At 60.4% G+C, this 19,844-nt stretch carries 16 protein-coding genes; 10 read left to right on the forward strand and 6 right to left on the reverse strand.

The genetic code is table 11. From position 1 onward, the window contains the following. Positions 1 to 112: 112 nt before the first annotated feature. The 6 genes from PMX60_RS08350 to PMX60_RS08375 all read right to left on the reverse strand — a co-directional run bounded on the left by PMX60_RS08350 (position 113) and on the right by PMX60_RS08375 (position 6,513). On the reverse strand, positions 113 to 922 hold the full coding sequence (locus PMX60_RS08350) for a gamma-glutamyl-gamma-aminobutyrate hydrolase family protein (RefSeq protein ID WP_271747532.1): 810 nt from the start codon (positions 920 to 922) through the stop codon (positions 113 to 115). Between the two features lie 88 nt (positions 923 to 1,010). Beyond that, a complete protein-coding gene (locus PMX60_RS08355; protein ID WP_006234892.1) occupies positions 1,011 to 1,775 on the reverse strand; it encodes an amino acid ABC transporter ATP-binding protein in 765 nt (254 codons plus the stop codon). Positions 1,776 to 1,811: 36 nt separating this feature from the next. After that, positions 1,812 to 2,645, reverse strand: a complete 834-nt coding sequence (locus tag PMX60_RS08360; RefSeq protein ID WP_271747533.1) for an amino acid ABC transporter permease — start codon at positions 2,643 to 2,645, stop codon at positions 1,812 to 1,814. Next, positions 2,642 to 3,301 (reverse strand): amino acid ABC transporter permease, encoded by a 660-nt coding sequence (locus PMX60_RS08365; protein WP_006234894.1) that lies wholly within the window; start codon positions 3,299 to 3,301, stop codon positions 2,642 to 2,644. Before PMX60_RS08365 ends, PMX60_RS08360 begins: the two co-directional genes overlap by 4 nt. 138 nt (positions 3,302 to 3,439) lie before the next feature. After that, positions 3,440 to 4,435, reverse strand: a complete 996-nt coding sequence (locus PMX60_RS08370) for a glutamate ABC transporter substrate-binding protein (protein ID WP_271747534.1) — start codon at positions 4,433 to 4,435, stop codon at positions 3,440 to 3,442. A gap of 296 nt (positions 4,436 to 4,731) precedes the next feature. Beyond that, entirely contained in the window at positions 4,732 to 6,513 is a 1,782-nt protein-coding gene (locus PMX60_RS08375) for a 1-deoxy-D-xylulose-5-phosphate synthase (protein ID WP_271747535.1), read from the reverse strand. Between the two features lie 228 nt (positions 6,514 to 6,741). On the opposite strand from PMX60_RS08375, the gene PMX60_RS08380 reads away from it, so the two are divergent. From PMX60_RS08380 to PMX60_RS08425, 10 genes are all read left to right on the forward strand, one after another. Beyond that, entirely contained in the window at positions 6,742 to 7,278 is a 537-nt protein-coding gene (locus PMX60_RS08380) for an HD domain-containing protein (RefSeq protein WP_271747536.1), read from the forward strand. Positions 7,279 to 7,281: 3 nt separating this feature from the next. Beyond that, complete coding sequence (locus PMX60_RS08385; protein ID WP_271747537.1) at positions 7,282 to 8,301, forward strand: putative ABC transporter permease; 1,020 nt, start codon at positions 7,282 to 7,284, stop codon at positions 8,299 to 8,301. Between the two features lie 198 nt (positions 8,302 to 8,499). Next, positions 8,500 to 9,777, forward strand: a complete 1,278-nt coding sequence (locus PMX60_RS08390) for an ammonium transporter (RefSeq protein WP_271747538.1) — start codon at positions 8,500 to 8,502, stop codon at positions 9,775 to 9,777. A 213-nt stretch (positions 9,778 to 9,990) separates the two neighbouring features. Beyond that, on the forward strand, positions 9,991 to 10,329 hold the full coding sequence (locus tag PMX60_RS08395; RefSeq protein ID WP_271747539.1) for a P-II family nitrogen regulator: 339 nt from the start codon (positions 9,991 to 9,993) through the stop codon (positions 10,327 to 10,329). A gap of 74 nt (positions 10,330 to 10,403) precedes the next feature. Beyond that, positions 10,404 to 11,066: a TetR/AcrR family transcriptional regulator gene (locus PMX60_RS08400; RefSeq protein ID WP_271747540.1), complete on the forward strand. Its 663-nt coding sequence runs from the start codon at positions 10,404 to 10,406 to the stop codon at positions 11,064 to 11,066. Between the two features lie 101 nt (positions 11,067 to 11,167). Beyond that, positions 11,168 to 12,430 carry an MFS transporter gene (locus PMX60_RS08405; protein WP_271747542.1) on the forward strand — a complete coding sequence of 421 codons (1,263 nt, stop codon included), beginning with the start codon at positions 11,168 to 11,170 and terminating at the stop codon, positions 12,428 to 12,430. A 114-nt stretch (positions 12,431 to 12,544) separates the two neighbouring features. Continuing rightward, complete coding sequence (locus tag PMX60_RS08410; protein ID WP_271747543.1) at positions 12,545 to 13,402, forward strand: HAD-IIB family hydrolase; 858 nt, start codon at positions 12,545 to 12,547, stop codon at positions 13,400 to 13,402. A gap of 471 nt (positions 13,403 to 13,873) precedes the next feature. Beyond that, positions 13,874 to 13,999, forward strand: a complete 126-nt coding sequence (locus PMX60_RS08415) for a hypothetical protein (RefSeq protein ID WP_022094649.1) — start codon at positions 13,874 to 13,876, stop codon at positions 13,997 to 13,999. A 275-nt stretch (positions 14,000 to 14,274) separates the two neighbouring features. After that, complete coding sequence (locus tag PMX60_RS08420; protein WP_271747544.1) at positions 14,275 to 14,985, forward strand: TetR/AcrR family transcriptional regulator; 711 nt, start codon at positions 14,275 to 14,277, stop codon at positions 14,983 to 14,985. Between the two features lie 11 nt (positions 14,986 to 14,996). After that, positions 14,997 to 19,784, forward strand: a complete 4,788-nt coding sequence (locus PMX60_RS08425; protein WP_271747545.1) for a 2-hydroxyacyl-CoA dehydratase — start codon at positions 14,997 to 14,999, stop codon at positions 19,782 to 19,784. The last annotated feature ends 60 nt before the right edge of the window (positions 19,785 to 19,844 follow it).

Below are 19,844 nucleotides of genomic sequence, written 5' to 3' on the forward strand. Positions count from 1 at the left end.
AGGCCTGGCGTTAGCATGTCGCGATTCAATCTCGAAAACAGCATTGCCCAGTTGACAAAACTATAGGAACACCCCCCTGGCTTAGGAGGCTATAACCTGAGTGGTTTGCGGGCTAGCGGGCCTGCTTTACCTTGGCCGCCGCCTCGACAAACGACTTCCACAGGTTAAAGTCGGTCTCGAGCGTCTTCCACGTGTACTCAGGATGCCATTGCACGCCCAGGCAGAAAGGCTGGCCTTCGACTTCGATGCACTCGGGAACGCCGTCGGTTGCCTTGGCGACCAAGCGCGTGCTTTTACCCAGATGATCGACGCAGCAGTGGTGTGCGGAGTTGGTCTGGATCAGCCTGTGCCCGCCAAGCGCGCGCTCCAGAAGCGAGCCCGGCACGACCTCGACGGGATGCACGGGATCGTTGAGCACGTGGGTGTGACGCCACTGCGTGCGACCCTCGCGCGCACCCAGGCTCGGCACGTCCATGCACAGGGTGCCGCCGGTGGCGACGTTGAGCAGCTGCGTGCCGCGGCAGGTGGTAAAGAGTGGCTTTTTGGCGCGGAGCACCTCGCTGACCAGCTTAAACTCAAAACTATCGCGGATCTCGCAGCAGAGGGTGGGGTCGTAGGGTCGATCATCGCCCCAGCGCTTGGGATTGACATCGGGGCCGCCGGGAATGGCGATGCCGTCGGCGATATCGACGTAATGACGGATGACCTCAATGTCCTCGGTGATGGACATCTGCAGCGGCAGGCCGCCGGCGGCAAGGATGGCATCGACAAAGACGCTCGCAATCTCCTCGTTGGGGGAGAGCGTCTCGGTTAAAAACGGCTCTGCCTCTTCCCAGCGCGGCGCGACGAGGATGAGCGGACGGTCGGCGGGGGCGACGTCGACATGCGGGGTGTAGGACGATGAAGTGCGAGTTCCGATCATAGGTGCTGCTTTCGAATCTGAAGGTGACGGGGCGCATGAGAGACGTGGGACAACACTTCTGATGGATTTGTCCCACGGGGCGGTCTGGTTAGTGGCCCTTGATGGAGTTGAGGAAGTCCTGGGCGCGCTTGGTCTGGGGGTGGTCGAAGAACTCGTCGGGCGTGCCGGTTTCCACAATCTGGCCGTCGGCCATAAACACGACGCGGTCGGCCACGCGGCGGGCAAAGTTCATTTCGTGCGTGATGACGATCATCGTCATGCCCTGCTGGGCCAGACGGACCATGACCTCGAGCACCTCGTTGATCATCTCGGGGTCAAGGGCACTCGTGGGCTCGTCAAAGAGCATGGCCTTGGGTTGCATGGCAAGCGAGCGGGCGATGGCTACGCGCTGTTGCTGGCCGCCCGAGAGCTGTGCGGGCACCTTATCGGCCTGCTCGGCCACGCCCACGCGGCTCAGCAGGTCCATGGCGCGCTCACGGGCCTCGTCCTTGGAGACACCCAGCACATCGACCGGCCCCAGCATGACGTTTTGCAGTACGGTCATATGTGCGAACAGGTTGAACTGCTGAAACACCATGCCCAGTTCGGCACGCATGCGGGCAAGATCCTTGCCTTCCTGTGGCAGGGGCTCGCCCTCGATGAGGATCTCGCCCGAGTCGATGGTTTCCAGGCGGTTGATGGTGCGGCACATGGTCGACTTGCCCGAGCCCGAGGGCCCGATCACAACGACGACCTCGCCGCGGTCGACCGAGAGATTGATGTCGTTGAGGACGTGTAGATCGCCATAGTGCTTATCGACGTGTCTGAGCTCGATCAGCGGCTGATTGCCGGTGGAAGAGGTGCTCTGTGCCATGGTGCTCGGCTCCTTATGACTCGAAATGGTAAAGCGTTAGCGGATGATGGTCGCGCCGGTCTTGTGCGAAACATAGACAGCGGCCTTGTTGATCGCGACGTTGATGAGGATGTAGATGACCGCGATAACCAGGTAGACCGACACGAGGGCGTCGTAGTTGGTAATGAGCACGCGGGCGTTTTGCATGAGGTCGGGGTAGCTCACCACATAGGCGACGGTGGTGTCTTTGACTACGACCACAAGCTGCGAAATCAACGACGGAATGATAAACCGAATGGCCTGCGGCAACACGATTTTAAAGGTGATTTTAGCTTTGGAGAGACCGAGTGCCTGGGCGGCTTCGACCTGGCCGCGCGGCACGGCGTTGACGCCGGCACGGAAGATCTCGGCGAGTACGCCGGCGGCAGCGAGCGCGACGGGAAGCGTGAGCATCCAAAACGACGGCAGTGCGATCTTGTACTGGGGCAGCACCAAAAAGAAGAAGTAGATGAACAGCAGGCTCGGCACGCCGCGGAAGAAATCGGTGAGCACGCGGCAGACCAGCTGCAGCGGCTTAATGTCGCTGATGCGGCCGAGCATAAGGGCTAAGCCCAGCACCAGCGCGATGGCGCCTGCGGTGAGCGCGACCTTTACCGTGCCCTCAAAGCCGGCAAGCAGGAACTTCCAGGTGGTGAGGTGCGTAAAGAAATACCAATAGTGGACCGAAAGCTGGCCGGTCACATAAAAGCGCTGCAGCACGAGGACGGCGAGCACGGCGACGGCAACAAGCGAGATGGCGGTGCCGATGCGAATCTTGGCGCGCATCTTGGGGCCGGGAGCCTCGTAGAGCGCATCGCGCATGGTAAGCGCAGGGGAGGAGTGCTTGCTCATCGGAGGATCCTCACCTTCTTATCGATGTAGTTGCCAATGTGGCTCACCACAAAGGCCGTGCCCAGGTAGCCGAGCGCCGAGATAAAGAACGCGGCGACGCCGCCGAGCGAGCGGGTATTGATGTAGCTCACCACGCCGGTGAGCTCCTGTGGTTTAAGCGGCACCTGGCTGCCGAGTGCGGTGGTGAGCATGACGGCGATAAAGAGGTTGGTCATGGGCAGCACGCTCGAGCGCAGCGCCTGCGGAATCACGATCTTGGCGAGGATACGGTTAAAGCTCATGCCGAGCGAGCGGGCGGCTTCCACCTGGCCGACGCCGACGGTGTTGATGCCACTCATAAAGTTCTCGGAGCCAAAGGCCGAGCCCAAAAGGACCGTGGCGACGATAACGCAGGTGCGGTAGGGCAGGACGACCTTGAGCGGCGGCAGCGCATAGACGACGATGATGAGCAGCGCGATGCCGGGGATGTTACGGAAGACCTGGACATACAGGTCGCCAAAGACGCGCAGCGGCTTGAGCGGCGACACGCGCATCACGGTGACGGCGACGGCCAGCACCATGGCGATGGCAAACGACTCAAGCGTCATGCCCCAGGTTGCTAGCAGCGCGTCGATATAGTTCTGGCCATAGAGCGACCAGAGTTCGGAGAGACTCATGCGGACCTCCCGCCGGTAAGGAAAGGGGCTCCCGTGTGTACGGAAGCCCCGACAACTCAGTGAGGAAACAGTTTACCGCAATAAAGCGCATCATGCGTTTCCGTATGGTTTCGTTGCGGCCGTTACCAGGCTCGCTGCCTAGGCGCCGATCTCGGGCAGCTCGGGAACATTGGTGTCGCCCGTACGGTCGCCGATGCAGATCTGCCACAGTTCAGTCCAGGTGCCGTCGTCCTCGATCTTCTTAAGGAAGTCGTTGACAAAGGCGACGCCGTCGGAATCGAGCGGCAGACCGATACCATAGGGCTCCTTGCTGCCGAAGGGCTTGCCGGCGATCTTGTACTTACCGGGCTCGCGGACCAGGGCGCTCTGCTGCATGTTGTTATCGATGACGTAGGCGTCAACGCGGCCCTGCTGGAGTGCCTGGCGGGCCTCCTCGTCGGTCTTGAACTCCTGCTGGCTGGCCTTGGGAGCGAACTCCTCCAGGATGGCGGGGCCGTTGGAGCCGGACTGGACGGCGACGTTCTTGTCGGCCAGGTCTTCGACGCTCTTGATGTCGTCGTTATCGGCAAGCACCAGGATGGCCTGCTGCGTGTAGTAATAGGGACCGGCAAAGGAGACAAGCTTCTTGCGCTCGTCGGTAATGGTGTAGGTGGCAAAGACGGCGTCGACCTGGCCGTTCTGCAGGACAGACTCGCGCGTGTCCGAGGTCACCTGGGTGATCTCGACCTTGTTCTCGCCCAGGATGTAGTTGGACAGGAGCTGTGCGATACCGGCATCGAAGCCGCGGGTCTGACCGTCTTTCTCGTTGAGGAGAGAGAAGAGCGTAGAGGTCTGAACGCCGCCGATCTTAAAGACGCCGGCGTCCTTGACGGCTGTGGCCCAGGTGCTGGCGGCGATGGCGTCGTCATCGGCCTTGGGGCCGTCGTTGACGAGCTTGTCGAATGCCTTGGCATCGAGCGTGGCGGAAACCTCGGTATCCTCGGAGCTCTTGGAGGAGCCGGCGGCGGAACCCTTGTCGGCCTCGGCGCTGGTGTCGGAGCAGCCGGCAAGACCAAGGCCGGCGACGGTTGCGAAGGTGGCGGCAACGAAGCCGCGGCGGTCGAGAACGACCTGCTGGGAGAGGTTCTTGCTCATGGTAGAACACCTTTCTCAATAAAATCCCTAGCGGTTGAGTAGAGTTATACCCTATCGCGCTCAAATGGGTCAACACGAAATAACTCAGAAACATACTTACCTTATGGGTTATTCTTCCTACCAAAAAGGGACAGGCACCTTTGTGGTGGTTCTTGCAGATGTGGCGGCCCGCCTCGCTGTTTTGTCTCAATCTGTAACAGTTAGACGGGAATTCGGGCCCTGGATGTTACAGATTGAGATAATCGCGTCGCGAAAACAAAAACCTCCGCAGGGATGCTTCCCTTGCGGAGGTTTTCTTACTCGTTGAGTAGTCTTGCGGCTTCGGCGGCCATGTTCTCGACCGTCATGCCGTTTTGAGCGAGCAGTTCGTTGGGGTCGTAGCGGTCGGGGAAGCCCTTGGCGATGCCGAAGGTGCGCGTGCGCAACGGCGTGCATGCCAGATAACATGCCACACGCTCACCCCAGCCGCCGTCCAAGATGCCGTCCTCGAGGGTGACGACAACGCGATGCTCGGCGGCAAGACTGTCGAGGAACTCACGGTCAAGCTCGGTTGCAAAGCGCGGGTTGACGAGCGTGGCCTCGATACCGTACTCGGCAGCCAAGCGGTTTGCCACGCGCTCGCCCAGCTCAAAGAAATCGCCAAGCGCGAGCACGGCAACGTTGCGACCCTGGCGCACCACGTTGTAGCGAACGGAGCTGTAGTCGGCGTCTTCGGCGGGCGCCAGATCGGGACGGCTTACCAGGCCAATACCAGGCACGCGAATCGCCACAGGATGCTCGCGATGGTCGAGCGACCAGCTCAGCATGGACAGATATTCCTCCATGCAGGCCGGCGCTAGGTAGCGCATATTGGGAAGGGCGCCCAGCATGGAAATATCAAAGAACGAGAGATGCGTCTCGGACGTAGTGCCAAAGATTGACGCGCCAAACACCAGGATGGTCGCCGGGGCGTCGTTGAGGCACAGGTCGTGCCACAGCTCGTCGTAGGCGCGCTGCAAAAACGTGCCGTACACACCAAAGACTGGCTTGGCACCCGAGCGAGCAAGCGCGGTGGCAAAGGTCACGGCGTGCTCCTCGGCAATGCCCACATCGACGAACTGTTTGCCGGCGGCAGCGCGAAGCTCGGGTGTAAAGCCCATGATGTAGGGTGTGGCGGCCGTGATGCCAACGACCTGTGGATCGCGCTCGATGGCGGCGCTGAGCGCCTCGCCCGTAATGTCGGCATAGGTGCGCGGCGCAGGCTCGCTCGGATGGCCCGGGCAGAGCTTGCGCCCGGTTGCCATGTCAAACGGACCCACGTGATGCCAGCGCTCGGGGTCGTTCTGGGCCGGCTCAAAGCCCTTGCCCTTGGCGGTGGAGACGTGCAGCACGATGGGATGATCGATATTGCGCAGTTCCTGCAGCGCGTCGACTAGGGCCAACACATCGTTACCGGCGTCCAGATAGCGGTAGTCGAGCCCCATCGCGCGGAAAACGTTGCGCTCACAGGCGCCGTTGCTGGCGCGCAGCTCGGCCAGATTGCGATACAGGCCGCCATGGTTCTCGGCAATGGACTGGTCGTTATCGTTGACGATGATGATCAGGTTGCTGTCGAGATCGGCGGCATTGTTGAAGCCCTCAAACGCCAGGCCGCCAGAAAGCGAGCCGTCGCCAATAACAGTAATGACGTTATACGTGTCGTCCGCCAGGTCACGAGCGTGCGCCAGGCCGCAGCCCAGGCTCACCGACGTGGAGGTATGGCCCATGGCGAACAGGTCGTGCTCGGACTCGTCGGGATTGGCAAAGCCAGAAGCCTCACCATAACGCTCCGGATCGATATAAGTGTACGCGCGCCCAGTCAGCGCCTTGTGGGCGTAGGTCTGGTGCGAAACGTCAAAGACAATTTTGTCGGTGGGGGAGTTAAACACGCGATGGAGCGCGACCGTGAGCTCAACGACGCCCAAGTTGGGGGCAACGTGCCCGCCGACGGCGGCGGAGCTTTCGAGGATGGCGTGGCGAATCTCGCCGCAGAGCAGCGGAAGCTCGGCGCGGTCGAGAGCCTTGACGTCCTCGGGCGTTGTCGTTTGCGTAAGCAGCATCGTTGTGGGTTACTCCATGCGAATCGTGCGCCGGCACTCCCTCGGCCGGCACAATTGCACAAGACAGTCTCGCACATTTTGGCGTTTGATATGTGACGGCGGCGCGGTAATTCGCCAACTGGTGGGGCAAAACGTTTTGTCCGATGCCATACTGATGTGTTCCATGATGTTTTTATCGATTGTGCACAGGCCGTGGCTTGCCGCCGTGAGCCGCTGGAAGGAGGCAGCATGTCCGATGCCGTTCGTGCCGAGAAAGTCGCGCGCGAAGTAGACCATGCTGCCCGTCAACTGGCACAGGCGGGCCGTCTGGACCTGACGCGCGAGTTTATCCAGCATGGCGATGTGACGGTGTATACGCATGTGACCTCGGTGGCGCGGGCGAGCCTGTCTTTTGCCGAGCGCCTGGGCCGCGTCGGTGTCTCGGTCGACCGTGCCTCGTTGCTGCGCGGAGCCCTGTTACACGATTATTTTCTCTATGACTGGCACGATCCCGACCCGAGCCATCGACTGCACGGATTCCGGCATCCATTTTTTGCTCTGGCGCGTGCCGAGGAAGATTTTGAGCTGACGCCGCGCGAGCGGAATATTATCGTGCGGCATATGTTTCCGCTGGTGCCGGTGCCACCGGCGTGTCGTGAGGCATGGATTGTGTGTCTGGCGGATAAATGGTGTGCTCTGCGCGAGACGATCGCCGGCCGCCTGCCGCGCAAGGACGAGACAGACGATAGCGTGAGTAAAGCATCGAGCGAAAAGAGGAGAGGGTAGACGGTGGGGACCGCGATTGATATTGCGTTTGGCGGCGCGACGCTTGCCGCCTGCCCACTCTCGGCGCTGGTGCTCTCGTTTGCCTTTTACGGGTTTTGCGGTTGGGCATGGGAGTCGACGGTCTGCGCCATGCTCAATCACGGACGATTTGCCAACAGTGGCTTTTTGCTGGGGCCGTGCTGCCCCATCTATGGCGCGGGCGGCATTGCCTGCTGGCTGCTGTTGCGTGGGATTCCGGATGCCTCGAGCCAGTTTGTCGCTGCAGCGCTCGTATGCAGCGTGATTGAGTACAGCGTAGGCGTGCTGTTGGAAAAAACAACGGGCGCTCGCTTTTGGGATTACTCGCACCTGCCTTTTAACTTGCACGGACGCATCTGTCTGTACTGGGCCTGCGCGTTTGGCTTGGGTGCGTTGTGTATTTGCCGTTTAGTGGAGCCGGCATTGCTGGGGCTGCTTGGCCATCTGCCGGTGCTGATTGTGCGGTTGTCCGCCTTTATCGTCGCGGTCGCGATGATGGTCGACGCGGTGTGCTCGTTGGCGAGCTGGCGGCGTCTGTCCGATCAGCTGGAGCGCGTGCGCGCCGACCTTGCCGATCGCATCAACGAATCGCTTGCCGATGCCTCGGACTCAATGCTCGAGCGCATTCCCGAATCGACGATTGACTCGGTGGCGCAGACGCACATCCGTAGCCGTGCCGTTAACGCGTGGCTGGCCGAGCTGGGTGACGCCGCGCTCGATGCCCTGCGCGAGAAGGCTTCAATGCCGACGTTTATCGCGGATGGTGCTCGCGGCCTGGCACTTGCTGCCCGCCGCGTGGCCGATGCCGCGCCGAGCATGCCGCGTCCGTCGCTCAGTCGTCGCCTTGCCGGCAAGCGCATAAGCCGTCCGGTGCCGAGTGTGTCACTCAGCCGCCGCGACCTACGCTTCTTTAACGCCTTCCCGCGCCTGCGCATCAATCGCTACGAAGGTGTCATTCGAGCAACTAATCTCCGCGACCGCGCCCACGAGCTGTTTCGGCGCTAGCCGGGACGGGCACGCTCACGGCTCCCTTGCTCGCGTATTTCCCGTCCGTTTCGCGTCCGTTGCCGTGCCGTTTCCAAGATTGCGGCACCGTTTCCATTCGACAACGCAGCGTTTAACAACGCCGTATCTGGTCTACACCAGTTGCCCCTCGGCCGCATTATGGGCGCCGACAACGTTCATGCGATTAAGGGGGAGCGAATGTACGATACGGGATCGACAACGTTTATGCTCATCTGCACTATGCTCGTGTTTTTAATGACACCGGGTCTGGCGTTTTTCTATGGCGGCCTGTCCAGGCGCAAAAATGTCATCAACACCATGCTCATGTGCTTTGGCGCCATTGGCCTGGTTGGTGTGCTGTGGATTGTTGCCGGCTGGTCGCTGGCCTATGGCGGTGACGACTCGAGTCCATTTATTGGAGGCCTTGACCAGCTGCTGTGCCTTCCGGTGCTCAACCAGGTGCTGCAGGCGGCCGAGGGCAATGCCGCGGACGGTGCCGCCTACCCTCAGATCATCAACATCGCCTTCCAGATGGCGTTTGCCATGATCACGGCTGCTATCGTCACGGGCAGCCTGGCCGGCCGCGTTAAGTTCGGTGCCATGACGGCCTTCCTGGGCATTTGGCTGCTCGTGGTCTATGCGCCGCTCGCCCACATGGTCTGGGGCGGCGAGGGCTCCTTTATCGGTGACATGATCGGCGCGCTCGACTTTGCCGGCGGCGACGTGGTGCACATTTCGTCCGGTCTCACGGGCCTGATTCTCTGCTTAATGCTCGGACGTCGTCGTGGCTTTGGCATGGTGAGCTACCGTCCGCATAACGTGCCGTTTGTGGCGCTGGGCGCCGGCCTGCTTTGGTTTGGCTGGTTTGGCTTTAACGGCGGCAGCGAGTTTAAGGCCGACGCCGTTGCGGCACTCGCCATCCTCAACACCGTGACGGCCAGCGCGGCGGGCATGGTCTCGTGGCTTGCCGTCGAGCGCGTGCATACCGGCCGCCCCACGCTGGTGGGCGCCAGCACTGGTCTGGTTGCGGGCCTTGTGGTGGTCACGCCCGGCGCGGGCTTTGTCGAGCCGTGGGCAGCGCTGGTCATGGGCCTGATCGTCTCGCCCGTCTGCTATTTGGCCATCAGTCATCTTAAGACCAAGTTCGGCTACGACGATGCGCTCGACGCGTTCGGTTGCCACGGTATCGGCGGTATCTTGGGCGGCGTGCTCACGGGCCTGTTCTGCGTGCCGGAGCTTTCGTGGACCGGCAAGGGCGGCCTGCTCTACACGGGCGACGTGTCGCTGCTCATCTCGCAGATTTTGGGCATTGTGGTGACGGTCGCTATTGTGCTGGTGCTCGATTTGGTGATCGCCGCGGTGGTCAAGGCACTGTTCCACGGCAGTCTGCGTGTGGACGAGGCCGATGAGGCGCTGGGCCTGGATGCGAGTCAGCACGGCGAGAGCGCCTACCCTTCGTTCTCCGGACTCGATTAGCAGCTTCCCCAAGCACTGCACCTCGGCCTTCAATCGTCGTTTGCGTACCTTAAGTACGCGACACTCCTCTTTCAGGCCGATCTGCGGCACTTGGGAAACCTGCTAAGACCTGTTAGTTGTACTTATCTGATCTACAAGGTTGGTCTGTGGCACCTGGAAAACCCGTGCCATGTGAGGGACAATTCATTTCTTTATTAAAGAGAGGAATTCACTATGAAGAAGATTACGGCGATTGTTCGCGCCGAGAAACTTGAGGTTCTTAAAGACGCGCTGTTTGCTGCCGATGTTCGCGGTATGACTATCAACCAGGTGCAGGGCTGCGGTGCACAGCATGGCTGGAAGGAATACGTGCGCGGCAACGAGTTGCTTGTCAACACGATCCCTAAGGTGCAGTTCACCCTTATCTGCGCCGATGAACATGTCGACGGCATTGTCGAGATTATCTGCAGCGCCGCTCGCACCGGTGCCGTCGGCGACGGCAAGATCTGGGTCGAGTCGATCGAGGAAGTTATCCGCATCCGTACCGGCGAACACGGCCCCGCCGCGGTGTAGAATCGACCGCCTGCCATCCGCAACGTTAAAATACTGCAATGAGGCACAAGACTTGCGTTGCGGATGGACAGATTATGGGGCGTAATAAATATCCCGAGGAGACGGTCGCGAAGATTCTCGACGCGGCGCTGGAGCTATTCTGCGCACAGGGTTATGAGGGGACGAGCATTCAAGATATCGTCGACCGCCTCGATGGCATGACCAAGGGCGCTGTCTATCATCACTTTAAGAGCAAAGAGGAGATTTTCAACGCCGCTTTTGATCGAGCAATGGCTCCGATTGTTGAGCAACGTCGCTCAACGCTTGGTATCGGCAATATGACCGGAGCCCAAAAGCTCAAGCGACTGTACGCGCCCGAGTCTATCGTTCCACAAATTGAGCTATGGGCACGCATGCATCCTGCGGCAGATCCGGTAAAAAGCTCGCGGCTGCTGGCGATGCAGTACCAAGGTTCGTTTGACGAGTCGGCCGATGGCAATCTCTTGCCAGTAATCGAGGAGGGCATCGCCGACGGCTCCATTGCGTGCGAATGCCCGCGCGAAGCAGCGGAGGCCGTATCGTTGTTAGCGAATCTTTGGCTGCTGCCATTGTTCCGTCCGCTCGAGCCCAAGGAGCGAATGCTTGCTCGCGCACAATGTTTGGCGCAGATGGCGGCCGCGGTGGGGCTTGATTTGGGTAATGAAGTGCTCCAGACAACGGCCCAGATTTGGGACGTATGGAACCGTGCCGGGTGGTAATATAGATACCAACGGTATGTAATTGATTTGTGAGGGTAGCCACGGCTGCCCTTTTCAAGTCATTAAATACATACTGACAGTATGTATTTGGGGGCAGGCTTATGGCTGGGATGCGAAGAATTAGCGTTTCATTGGCGCCAAAAACAGTGCGATCTATCAGGCTATTTGGTCTTCTTGTTGCACAGCTGTGTGCGTATTCGATGCTGTCGGCACTGTGCTTTGCGTGTCCGCTTTACTTGTTCGATTGCAGCGGCTCCTCAACGTTATATGGCGCCGTCGCGGCGATAGCGTTCATACCGGGCGTGCTCGCGACTCCGGTTGGCGGGATTTTGGCGGATCGGGGAAGACATCGCGGGGTTCTTGTGGTACTCGGCATTGTTCTGATGGCTGCATCACTGCTGTTTATCCCCATGAAGCGTTCGCTGCCTCTTGCGGTTGTCGTGGCAGCAATGCTTTGCGTCCAATATGGCATCCAATCGCTGCTGAAACCGATGCTTCAAATTGAGGCGGTGCGTATGACGGGCCAAGAAAAGGTTGAGCGTGCCACTGCGTTGGTCTCGCAGATAATCATGATGAGCAATATCTTGGGGCCTGTAGTCGGGACGGCAGTCTATGGGTGCTTTGCTATCGATACTCTATGCGAAACCGCGGCGTTGACGTTTACGATTTCAGCCCTGCTGTTCGGGGGCGCACTCAAGCAAAATGCCTCATCTGAAACGATGGGAGACGGCGCGACTCGTACGACACGCCGAAACGATTTTCGGGAGTTGATTCGGTACCTGTCTCAAAACTCATCATTGCTCGTTGTGTTTTTGATTGCGGCTATTTTGAACCTTGCGTTAGTTGGGTTAACGATTGGTGCTCCCGTTATTGTTGCAAAGCATCTCGGAATGCAGTCATCCTTTGTTGGGATTATTGAGGTGGCTATGGGCTTAGGTGGTCTTGTCGGCAGTGGTTTGGTCGGTATTTGGCCGCATCGTTTTTCCTTCAAGGGCATATGTCGATATGTTGCGATGATCTGTTTAGGAGTCGTACCGATTATTGTCACGCTACTGAGCGGTCCTAACGAATTTGCGTTTGTCGCGCTTGCGGCCGGCTCGGCATGGGTCATGGCGTGGGCAAGCGTTACATCGGTTGAAGTCGTTTCATTCGTTCAGCGGTCAGCGCCAAAGGAACTCTGCGGAAAAGTGCTGGCACTCGTTTACATGGCGCTTTCCTGCGCAATGCCTATTGGCCAATTGGTTTACGGGCTCGCATATGATCGATGGACTCCGGCGATTGTACTCGCAGGAATGTTGGCGGTGCTGACGTTGATGACAGCGCTGTTTTATCGGCTGAAAAGTCGCTTATGGCGAATGTCTTAAGGCGCTGGGGCACCGTGAATTTGTGGAGGCAGTGGCACGTCGCGCCGGGACGCCATTGTTTGGGCGTGCCCGTTCTCGTCTACAATATCGTGCAGACGAAGGAGGGGCATGCCCATGATCAAGATGTTTGCGAGTGACTTAGACGGAACGCTGCTGAACGCCCTGCACGAGGCGGATGGGACCATCCGCCGTGCCATCCGCGAGCTGACCAAGGCTGGCCTGTATGTGGTTCCCGCGACCGGACGCTCGACGCTGCCGATTGGCGAGCATGGCTTTACGGGCCTGGCGCTTGACGCCTGCTGCTCCAACGGATCCATCGTGCGTGACAGCCATGGCGAGGTGCTCAAGACCTGGACCATCGACCCACAGATCACCGAGGAGCTGCTCAAGGAGTTTCCGGATATCTGTTTTGACTGCTCCACGCCCGACGGCATGTTTTCGAGCGGATCGTTCGAGATGCACCAGGCGGGCTTTAAAAAGGACAGCCCTATCAAGCGCATCGTGATGCGCGGCATGCGTGCGCGTGGCGGGTATCACGAGGAGCAGTATTTCGATCAGTCGATCGGCGATATCTTGCGTCACGATGTATGCAAGATCAATTGTCGCGTGACCTCGCCCGAGCTGGAGCGCGACCTTAAGGCATATTTGGCCGAGCGATCGGATCGCGTGGTCAACGCGCCGTTCGATCCGGTGATGTTCGAGATCACGGACGTGACGTGCAACAAGGGCGAGAGTGTGGCTTGGCTGGCGGGCTACTACGGTATTGCCGAGGATGAGGTCGCGGTCTACGGCGACGGCGGCAACGACATCGCCATGCTCAAGCGTTTCCGTCACAGCTATGCCACCAAGAATGGCAGTGACGCGGCCAAGGCCGCCGCGAGCGCGACTATCGGCAGCTGCATGGTCCACGCCGTCCCCAAACACATGCTTGCCACCATGCACAAGCAGAATTCCTGCACCGTAATCGAATAATGTGACAAAGGGACAGCCCCTCTGTCACATGGGAGATGCCGGCTTTTGGCGTATAGGACTGTCTCGCTTTCGCCACCAACAAATTTCGAGTTATTCGGCCTGTCGGAGGTCGTTAAATGGCTAAAGATGCCCTCGCAGGAACATTCATACCTCTAATGGTGTTTGATTCGGTGACGTAAGTGCGCAAATGGGCATGTATGCGCTCAAATAAGGACAAAAACTCTCAGATAATCCCGGTGGTGCATTTATGCAGAACCAGCAGCGTGGCCGAATAACTCGAAAAATGTAGGTAGCAGTTCGGCGACAAGCTCGGGTATGGCAAAGGAACTGTTCCTTCGCCATACCCGAGTTCCGATCTTCTGAAATGCGAACAAACATTCGCATATCTAACTGCGCTTTGATAGAATTGGTATCGTTGACGGCAGTTCCATGTGCCGGGCAGCGCCCTCCATCTGATGGGAGGTGATGCCCATGACCGATTTGATTGATTTCGTGAGGCTTCTGACTGCTTTGGTCTCGTTCTTCACGGCGCTTGTCGGCCTTTCCGAGGCACTCAAGCAGCGTTCGAAGCGCAACAGAAGGGGTCGCCGCCGCTAAGGCGTTGACCCCCTAATGCAAACAACGGCGCTGCCCAGCTTTCCAGAACTTGGGCTGCCGTCGACACTATTCTACCCACGAATGACATTTTGGACAATCGGTAATGCCGCTCTAAAAGCCTGGCACAACCGGCACAACCTAGGCGGTCGCTGGATGTGACAAAGAGACTGCCCCTTCGTCGCATTCCAAATATTGCCTTTACGTGTTGATACACACGGTGTGCAATAATACTCGCACTGTGCAATAGCGCACAGGCTGAGTAACAAGGAGGACGCTTGTCCCAGCTCGAGAAATGCGATCGCCGGTCCCTTCGCTCGCAGCGTGCCCTTCGCCAGGCGCTTGCCAGCGAGCTTGCCGAAAGCGGCGACCTTTCGCACATTAACGTCGCGTCGCTCACCGAGCGCGCCGGTCTTACACGCCGCACGTTCTATTCGCACTACCGCGATATCCCCGACTTTATCAGCCAGATCGAGAACGGCCTGCTTGCCGAGATTCGCGAGCGGGTTGAGCTTATCACCGCAGCTCAATTACCCGATCTTTACCGCAATATCGACGAGCTCGAGCCGGCACCCGGTTCGGTTGAGCTGCTTCGCTATCTTGCGGCTAATCGCGACCTTATCGGGGCCCTGCTGGGCCCGGGCGGCGACCCCGCCTTTATTAAAAAGATCATCGATACCGCACGCGAGGCCGTGGTGCCGCGTGCACAGACGGGCATTTTGGGCTTGGCGCTGGGCACCTTCTTTGACTACTACGTCACCTATGTCGTGAGTGCCGAGGTCGGCATGATCCAACGTTGGTTTGAGCGTGACCTTTCCGAATCGCCCGAGACCATGGCGCGCATTATGACGGTCATCGCTTTTGTGCGCCCCGGTGACCTGTACGGCCAACCCATCGATATCAACGTGCCGGAATACGGCATGAAGCTATTGAATCTGCAGCTCGAGGATGCGGTCGACACCACCGCAACCGTCGAGTCCAACAACTAAGAGGAGAGACAATGAGCAAACTCGTCGAGGGCATTAAGGACCGAATGGTCGCTGCCGCGCGTGAGGCTGCACCCGCCGTGGTGGACGCCGCGCAGAAGGCGGCGACCGCGGCTGCCGAGAAAGTTGCCGAGGCAGTTGCCGATGCCAAGAACGCGGCAGGGGAGACGTCCGTCGCTAGCGAGCCCGCTACCGCCGCTGAGCCCGTAGCCGTCACCGCCGCCCACGCCCCCGAAGGCGCGATCTTCAACCCCGAGGCCGCCCGCGGCAACCTGCACCTGGGCATCGACGTGGGCTCCACCACCGTTAAGCTCGCTGTGCTCAACGACGACAACCAGATTGTCTACGCCAAGTACCAGCGTCACCACACCGACGTCCGCGCTTGCGCCCGCGACTTGTTCGAGGGTGCCGCGACCGTGCTGCCGACGGCCCAAATGACCTGCGCCATTACCGGCTCAGGCGGCCTGCTGCTGTCCCAATGGCTCGACCTGGAGTTTGTTCAGGAGGTCATCGCCAGCAAGCGTGCCGTCGAGACCCTCATTCCGGCCACCGATGTTGCCATCGAGCTGGGCGGCGAGGACGCCAAGATCATCTACTTCGACAACGGCATCGAGCAGCGCATGAACGGCACCTGCGCCGGCGGCACGGGCGCGTTCATCGATCAGATGGCAACCCTGCTGCACACCGACGCCAGCGGCCTTAACGAACTCGCGGCCAACGCCACCACCATCTATCCCATCGCCAGCCGCTGCGGCGTTTTTGCCAAGACCGACGTGCAGCCGCTGCTCAACGAAGGCGCCCGTCCCGAGGACGTCGCCGCTTCCATCTTCCAAGCCGTCGTGACCCAGACCATCTCGGGCCTGGCGTGCGGCCGTCCCATCCGCGGCAACGTCGCCTTCCTGGGCGGCCCGCTGCAGTATCTCTCCGAGCTGCGCCACCGCTTCTACCTCACGCTCAACCTGGACGAGGAGCACCGTATCGTGCCCCAAAACGCCCACCTGTTTGTGGCGAGCGGTGCCGCCATGGCGCACGAGTCCAATAAGCTCAGCTCGTTCCCGCAGCTCATCGAGGCCATCGACAGCCTGGGTGACACGCAGGGCGCCGAGGTCGAGCGTCTGGACCCGCTCTTTGCCACTGACGAGGACTTTGCCGAGTTCAAAACCCGCCACGACCAGGAAGTCGTCCCCAAGGGCAAGCTCGACGGCTACACCGGCCGCGTGTTCATCGGCATCGACGCCGGTTCCACCACCATGAAGGCCGCGCTCGTGGGCGAGGACGGCCAGCTGTTGCACACCTGGTACGGCAACAACAACGGTGACATCCTGGGCACGGCCAAGGTCATCATGGCCGATTTCTACAACCATATCCCTGCAGGCTGCACCATCGGCCACGTGACCACCACGGGCTACGGCGAGGCACTGCTCATCGAGGCCCTCAAGGCCGATTCCGGCGAGATTGAGACCGTCGCGCACCTGCGCGGCGCCAAGGCATTCCTGCCCGGCGTCGAGTTTATCCTGGACATCGGCGGCCAGGACATGAAGTGCTTGCGCGTCAAGGACGGCGTTATCGAGCACATCATGCTCAACGAGGCCTGCTCGTCGGGTTGCGGTAGCTTTATCGAGAGCTTCGCCGTCTCTATGAACATGGACGTGCGCGCGTTCGCCGATGCCGCCATCCATGCCAAGGCCCCGGTCGATTTGGGCAGCCGCTGCACGGTCTTTATGAACTCGCGCGTCAAGCAGGCGCAAAAGGAAGGCGCCACGGTGGGCGACATCGCGGCCGGTCTGTCCTATTCCGTCATCAAGAATGCCCTGTTCAAGGTTATTAAGCTGCGCGACCCCAAGGAGATTGGCAGTCAAGTGATCGTCCAGGGCGGCACCTTTATGTCCGACGCCACGCTGCGTGCGTTTGAGCAGCTCACCGGCGTGCATGCCGTGCGCCCAGACATCGCCGGCTGCATGGGCGCCTATGGTGCGGCCCTGCTCGCCCGCGATCGCGCCGGTGCCGATGGCACCTCGACCATCCTTTCGGCTGAGGACATCGCGCACCTTACCGTGACGCAAAAGCATGTCCGCTGCGGCCGTTGCTCCAACAACTGCCAGCTCACCGTCAACGACTTTGGCGGCGGCAGGCGCTTCATTACTGGCAACCGCTGCGAGAAGGGCGCCGGCCACAAAAAGCAAAAGACCGAGGCCCCCAACCTCTTCAAAAAGAAAAACGAGTTGCTGTTTAACCGCGAGGTGCTGAGCCCCGACGAGGCCCCGCGCGGCACCGTCGGCATCCCGCGCGCGCTCAACATGTACGAGAACTACCCCTTCTGGCATGCATTCTTTACGCGCCTGGGCTTTAGCGTGCAGCTGTCCGACCAGTCGAGCAAAAAGACCTACCAGGCGGGCATCGAGTCCATGCCGTCCGAGAGCGTGTGCTACCCGGCAAAGATGAGCCACGGCCATGTGATGAACCTTATCGACCGCGATGTCGACTTCATCTGGATGCCGTGCGTGCGCTGGGAGCGCAAGGAGGATCCGACCGCCGGCAACTGCTATAACTGCCCCATCGTCATGAGCTACCCCACGGCGTTGGCACTCAACATCGACGAGATCCGCGAGCAGAACATCGAGTTCCTGTACCCGTTTGTGCCCTATCACGATAAGACCGAGCTCAAGCGCCGTCTGTACCAGGTGCTCGCCGTCGACCGTGTGGCCGATGCTGAGGCCGGTCGCGGTCGCGTGCGTGGACCCAAGATCACGCGCTCCGAGGTCGATGCCGCCGTCAACGCTGCCTTTGAGGCCGATGCGCGCTTCCACGAGGACATCCAGACCATGGGCGAGGAGGCCCTTAAGTGGGTCGAGGACCACGGCGGCCACGGCATTGTGCTCGCCGGTCGTCCCTACCATAACGACCCCGAGATCAACCATGCCCTGCCCGAGCTTATCTCGAGCTTTGGCTTTGCGGTCTTTACCGAGGATTCGCTTGCGCACCTGGTGAAGCCCGAGCGTCCCATCCGCGTCGTCGACCAGTGGATGTACCACAGCCGCCTGTACGCCGTCGCCCGTTTTGTGACGATGCGCAACGACCTGGACCTGATTCAGCTCAACTCCTTCGGCTGCGGCTTGGACGCCCTGACCACTGATCAGGTGCAGGAGATCCTGGAGGCCAGCGGCAAGATTTACACCGTGCTCAAGATTGACGAGGTGTCCAACTTGGGCGCCGCGCGTATCCGTATTCGCTCGCTCATGGCGGCGCTCAAGGACCAGGAGGCCGAGCGCTTGGCCGAGGCTACGGCCGCGGGCGAGACTTACGAGCAGGGCGATGCCGCGCCGGTGGCGCCCTCCACGGATGCCCCCGCGTTCGCGAGCCGTAAGTACACGTTCGAGGCGCAGCGCGAGAGTGCTTCGACCGCGTGGCCCAAGGTGCCCTTTACCGAGCAGATGCGCGAGGAGGGCTACACCATCCTGTGCCCGCAGATGGCGCCGATCCACTTTGACCTGGTCAAAGAGGTGTTCCGCGGTGCCGGCTACAACTTGGAGCTGCTGCCCTCGACCGACCATGACGCCGTCGAGGCGGGCCTGCGCTACGTGAACAATGACATCTGCTATCCGTCGATTCTGGTGACGGGTCAGATTATGGAGGCCATCGAGAGCGGTCGGTACGATCTGTCCAAGACGGCTGTGGTCATCAGCCAGACCGGCGGCGGCTGCCGTGCCACCAACTACATCGCACTCATCCGCAAGGCCCTGCGCGAGAGCGGCCACCCCGAGATTCCGGTGATCTCGCTTTCGGCCGTGGCGCTCGGCGAGGACAACCCCGGCTTTAAGGTTACGCCGGCGCTGCTTAAGCAGGCAGTCTACGCGGTGCTCTTTGGCGACGTGATGATGCAGATGCTCTACCGCTGCCGCCCGTACGAGGCCACGCCCGGTGCCGCCAACGCACTCTATGAGGAGTACATGGCGCGCGCCCGCAAGCTGGCGCCTAAGTTTAACCGCCACAACTACACCAAGCTGTGCCGCGAGGCCATCCGCGCGTTCGACACCATGCCGCTCGTGGGCGAGGGCACCAAGCCGCGCGTGGGCTTGGTTGGCGAGATCCTGGTCAAGTTCCATCCCACAGCCAACAACCACGTGGTCGATGTGATCGAGCGCGAGGGCTGCGAGGCAGTGGTGCCGGGCCTGCTCGACTTCTTCCTGTACTCCATGAGCAACGCCGAGCTGCAGAAGGACGAGCTGGGAAGCTCTGCTACCACGCGCGCTGGCATGCAGGCGCTCATCAAGCTCGTGGACTGGATGCGTACGCCGGTGGAGGAGATGCTCGAAAAGTCCCGCCGCTTTGAGGCTCCCGAGCGCATCGGCACCATGGCCGACAAGGCCCGCACGGTGCTTTCTGTGTGCAACAACATGGGCGAGGGCTGGCTGCTCACGGCCGAGATGCTCGACCTGATCGACCACGGTGCGCCCAACATCATCTGCACGCAGCCCTTCGCGTGCCTGCCCAACCACGTGGTGGGCAAGGCCGTGATCAAGGAACTGCGCCGGCAGCACCCCGAGAGCAACATCGTTGCGGTGGACTACGACCCCGGTGCATCCGAGGTCAACCAGCTCAACCGCATTAAGCTCATGATCAGCGTGGCCAAGGAAAACATGCGCGTCGGCAAGGGCTTTAAGCTCGAGAAGGTGGCGCCGCTCGCGATGGATGAGGTCACCGGCCAGATGCGTGCCCACGATGGCTGCGTGAGCTGCGGACCGGCCAGCGAGGAAGCCGTTGCATCGGTCGCCAAGCGCCTGGGACATGGCATTAAGAAGTAACTGGCCTGCTATGGGCTAGATATGAGGCAAGCGGGTGGTAGCCGTAGTGGCTGCCACCCG

Source organism: Collinsella aerofaciens (assembly GCF_028206995.1).
GTDB classification, from domain to species: domain Bacteria; phylum Actinomycetota; class Coriobacteriia; order Coriobacteriales; family Coriobacteriaceae; genus Collinsella; species Collinsella aerofaciens_AQ.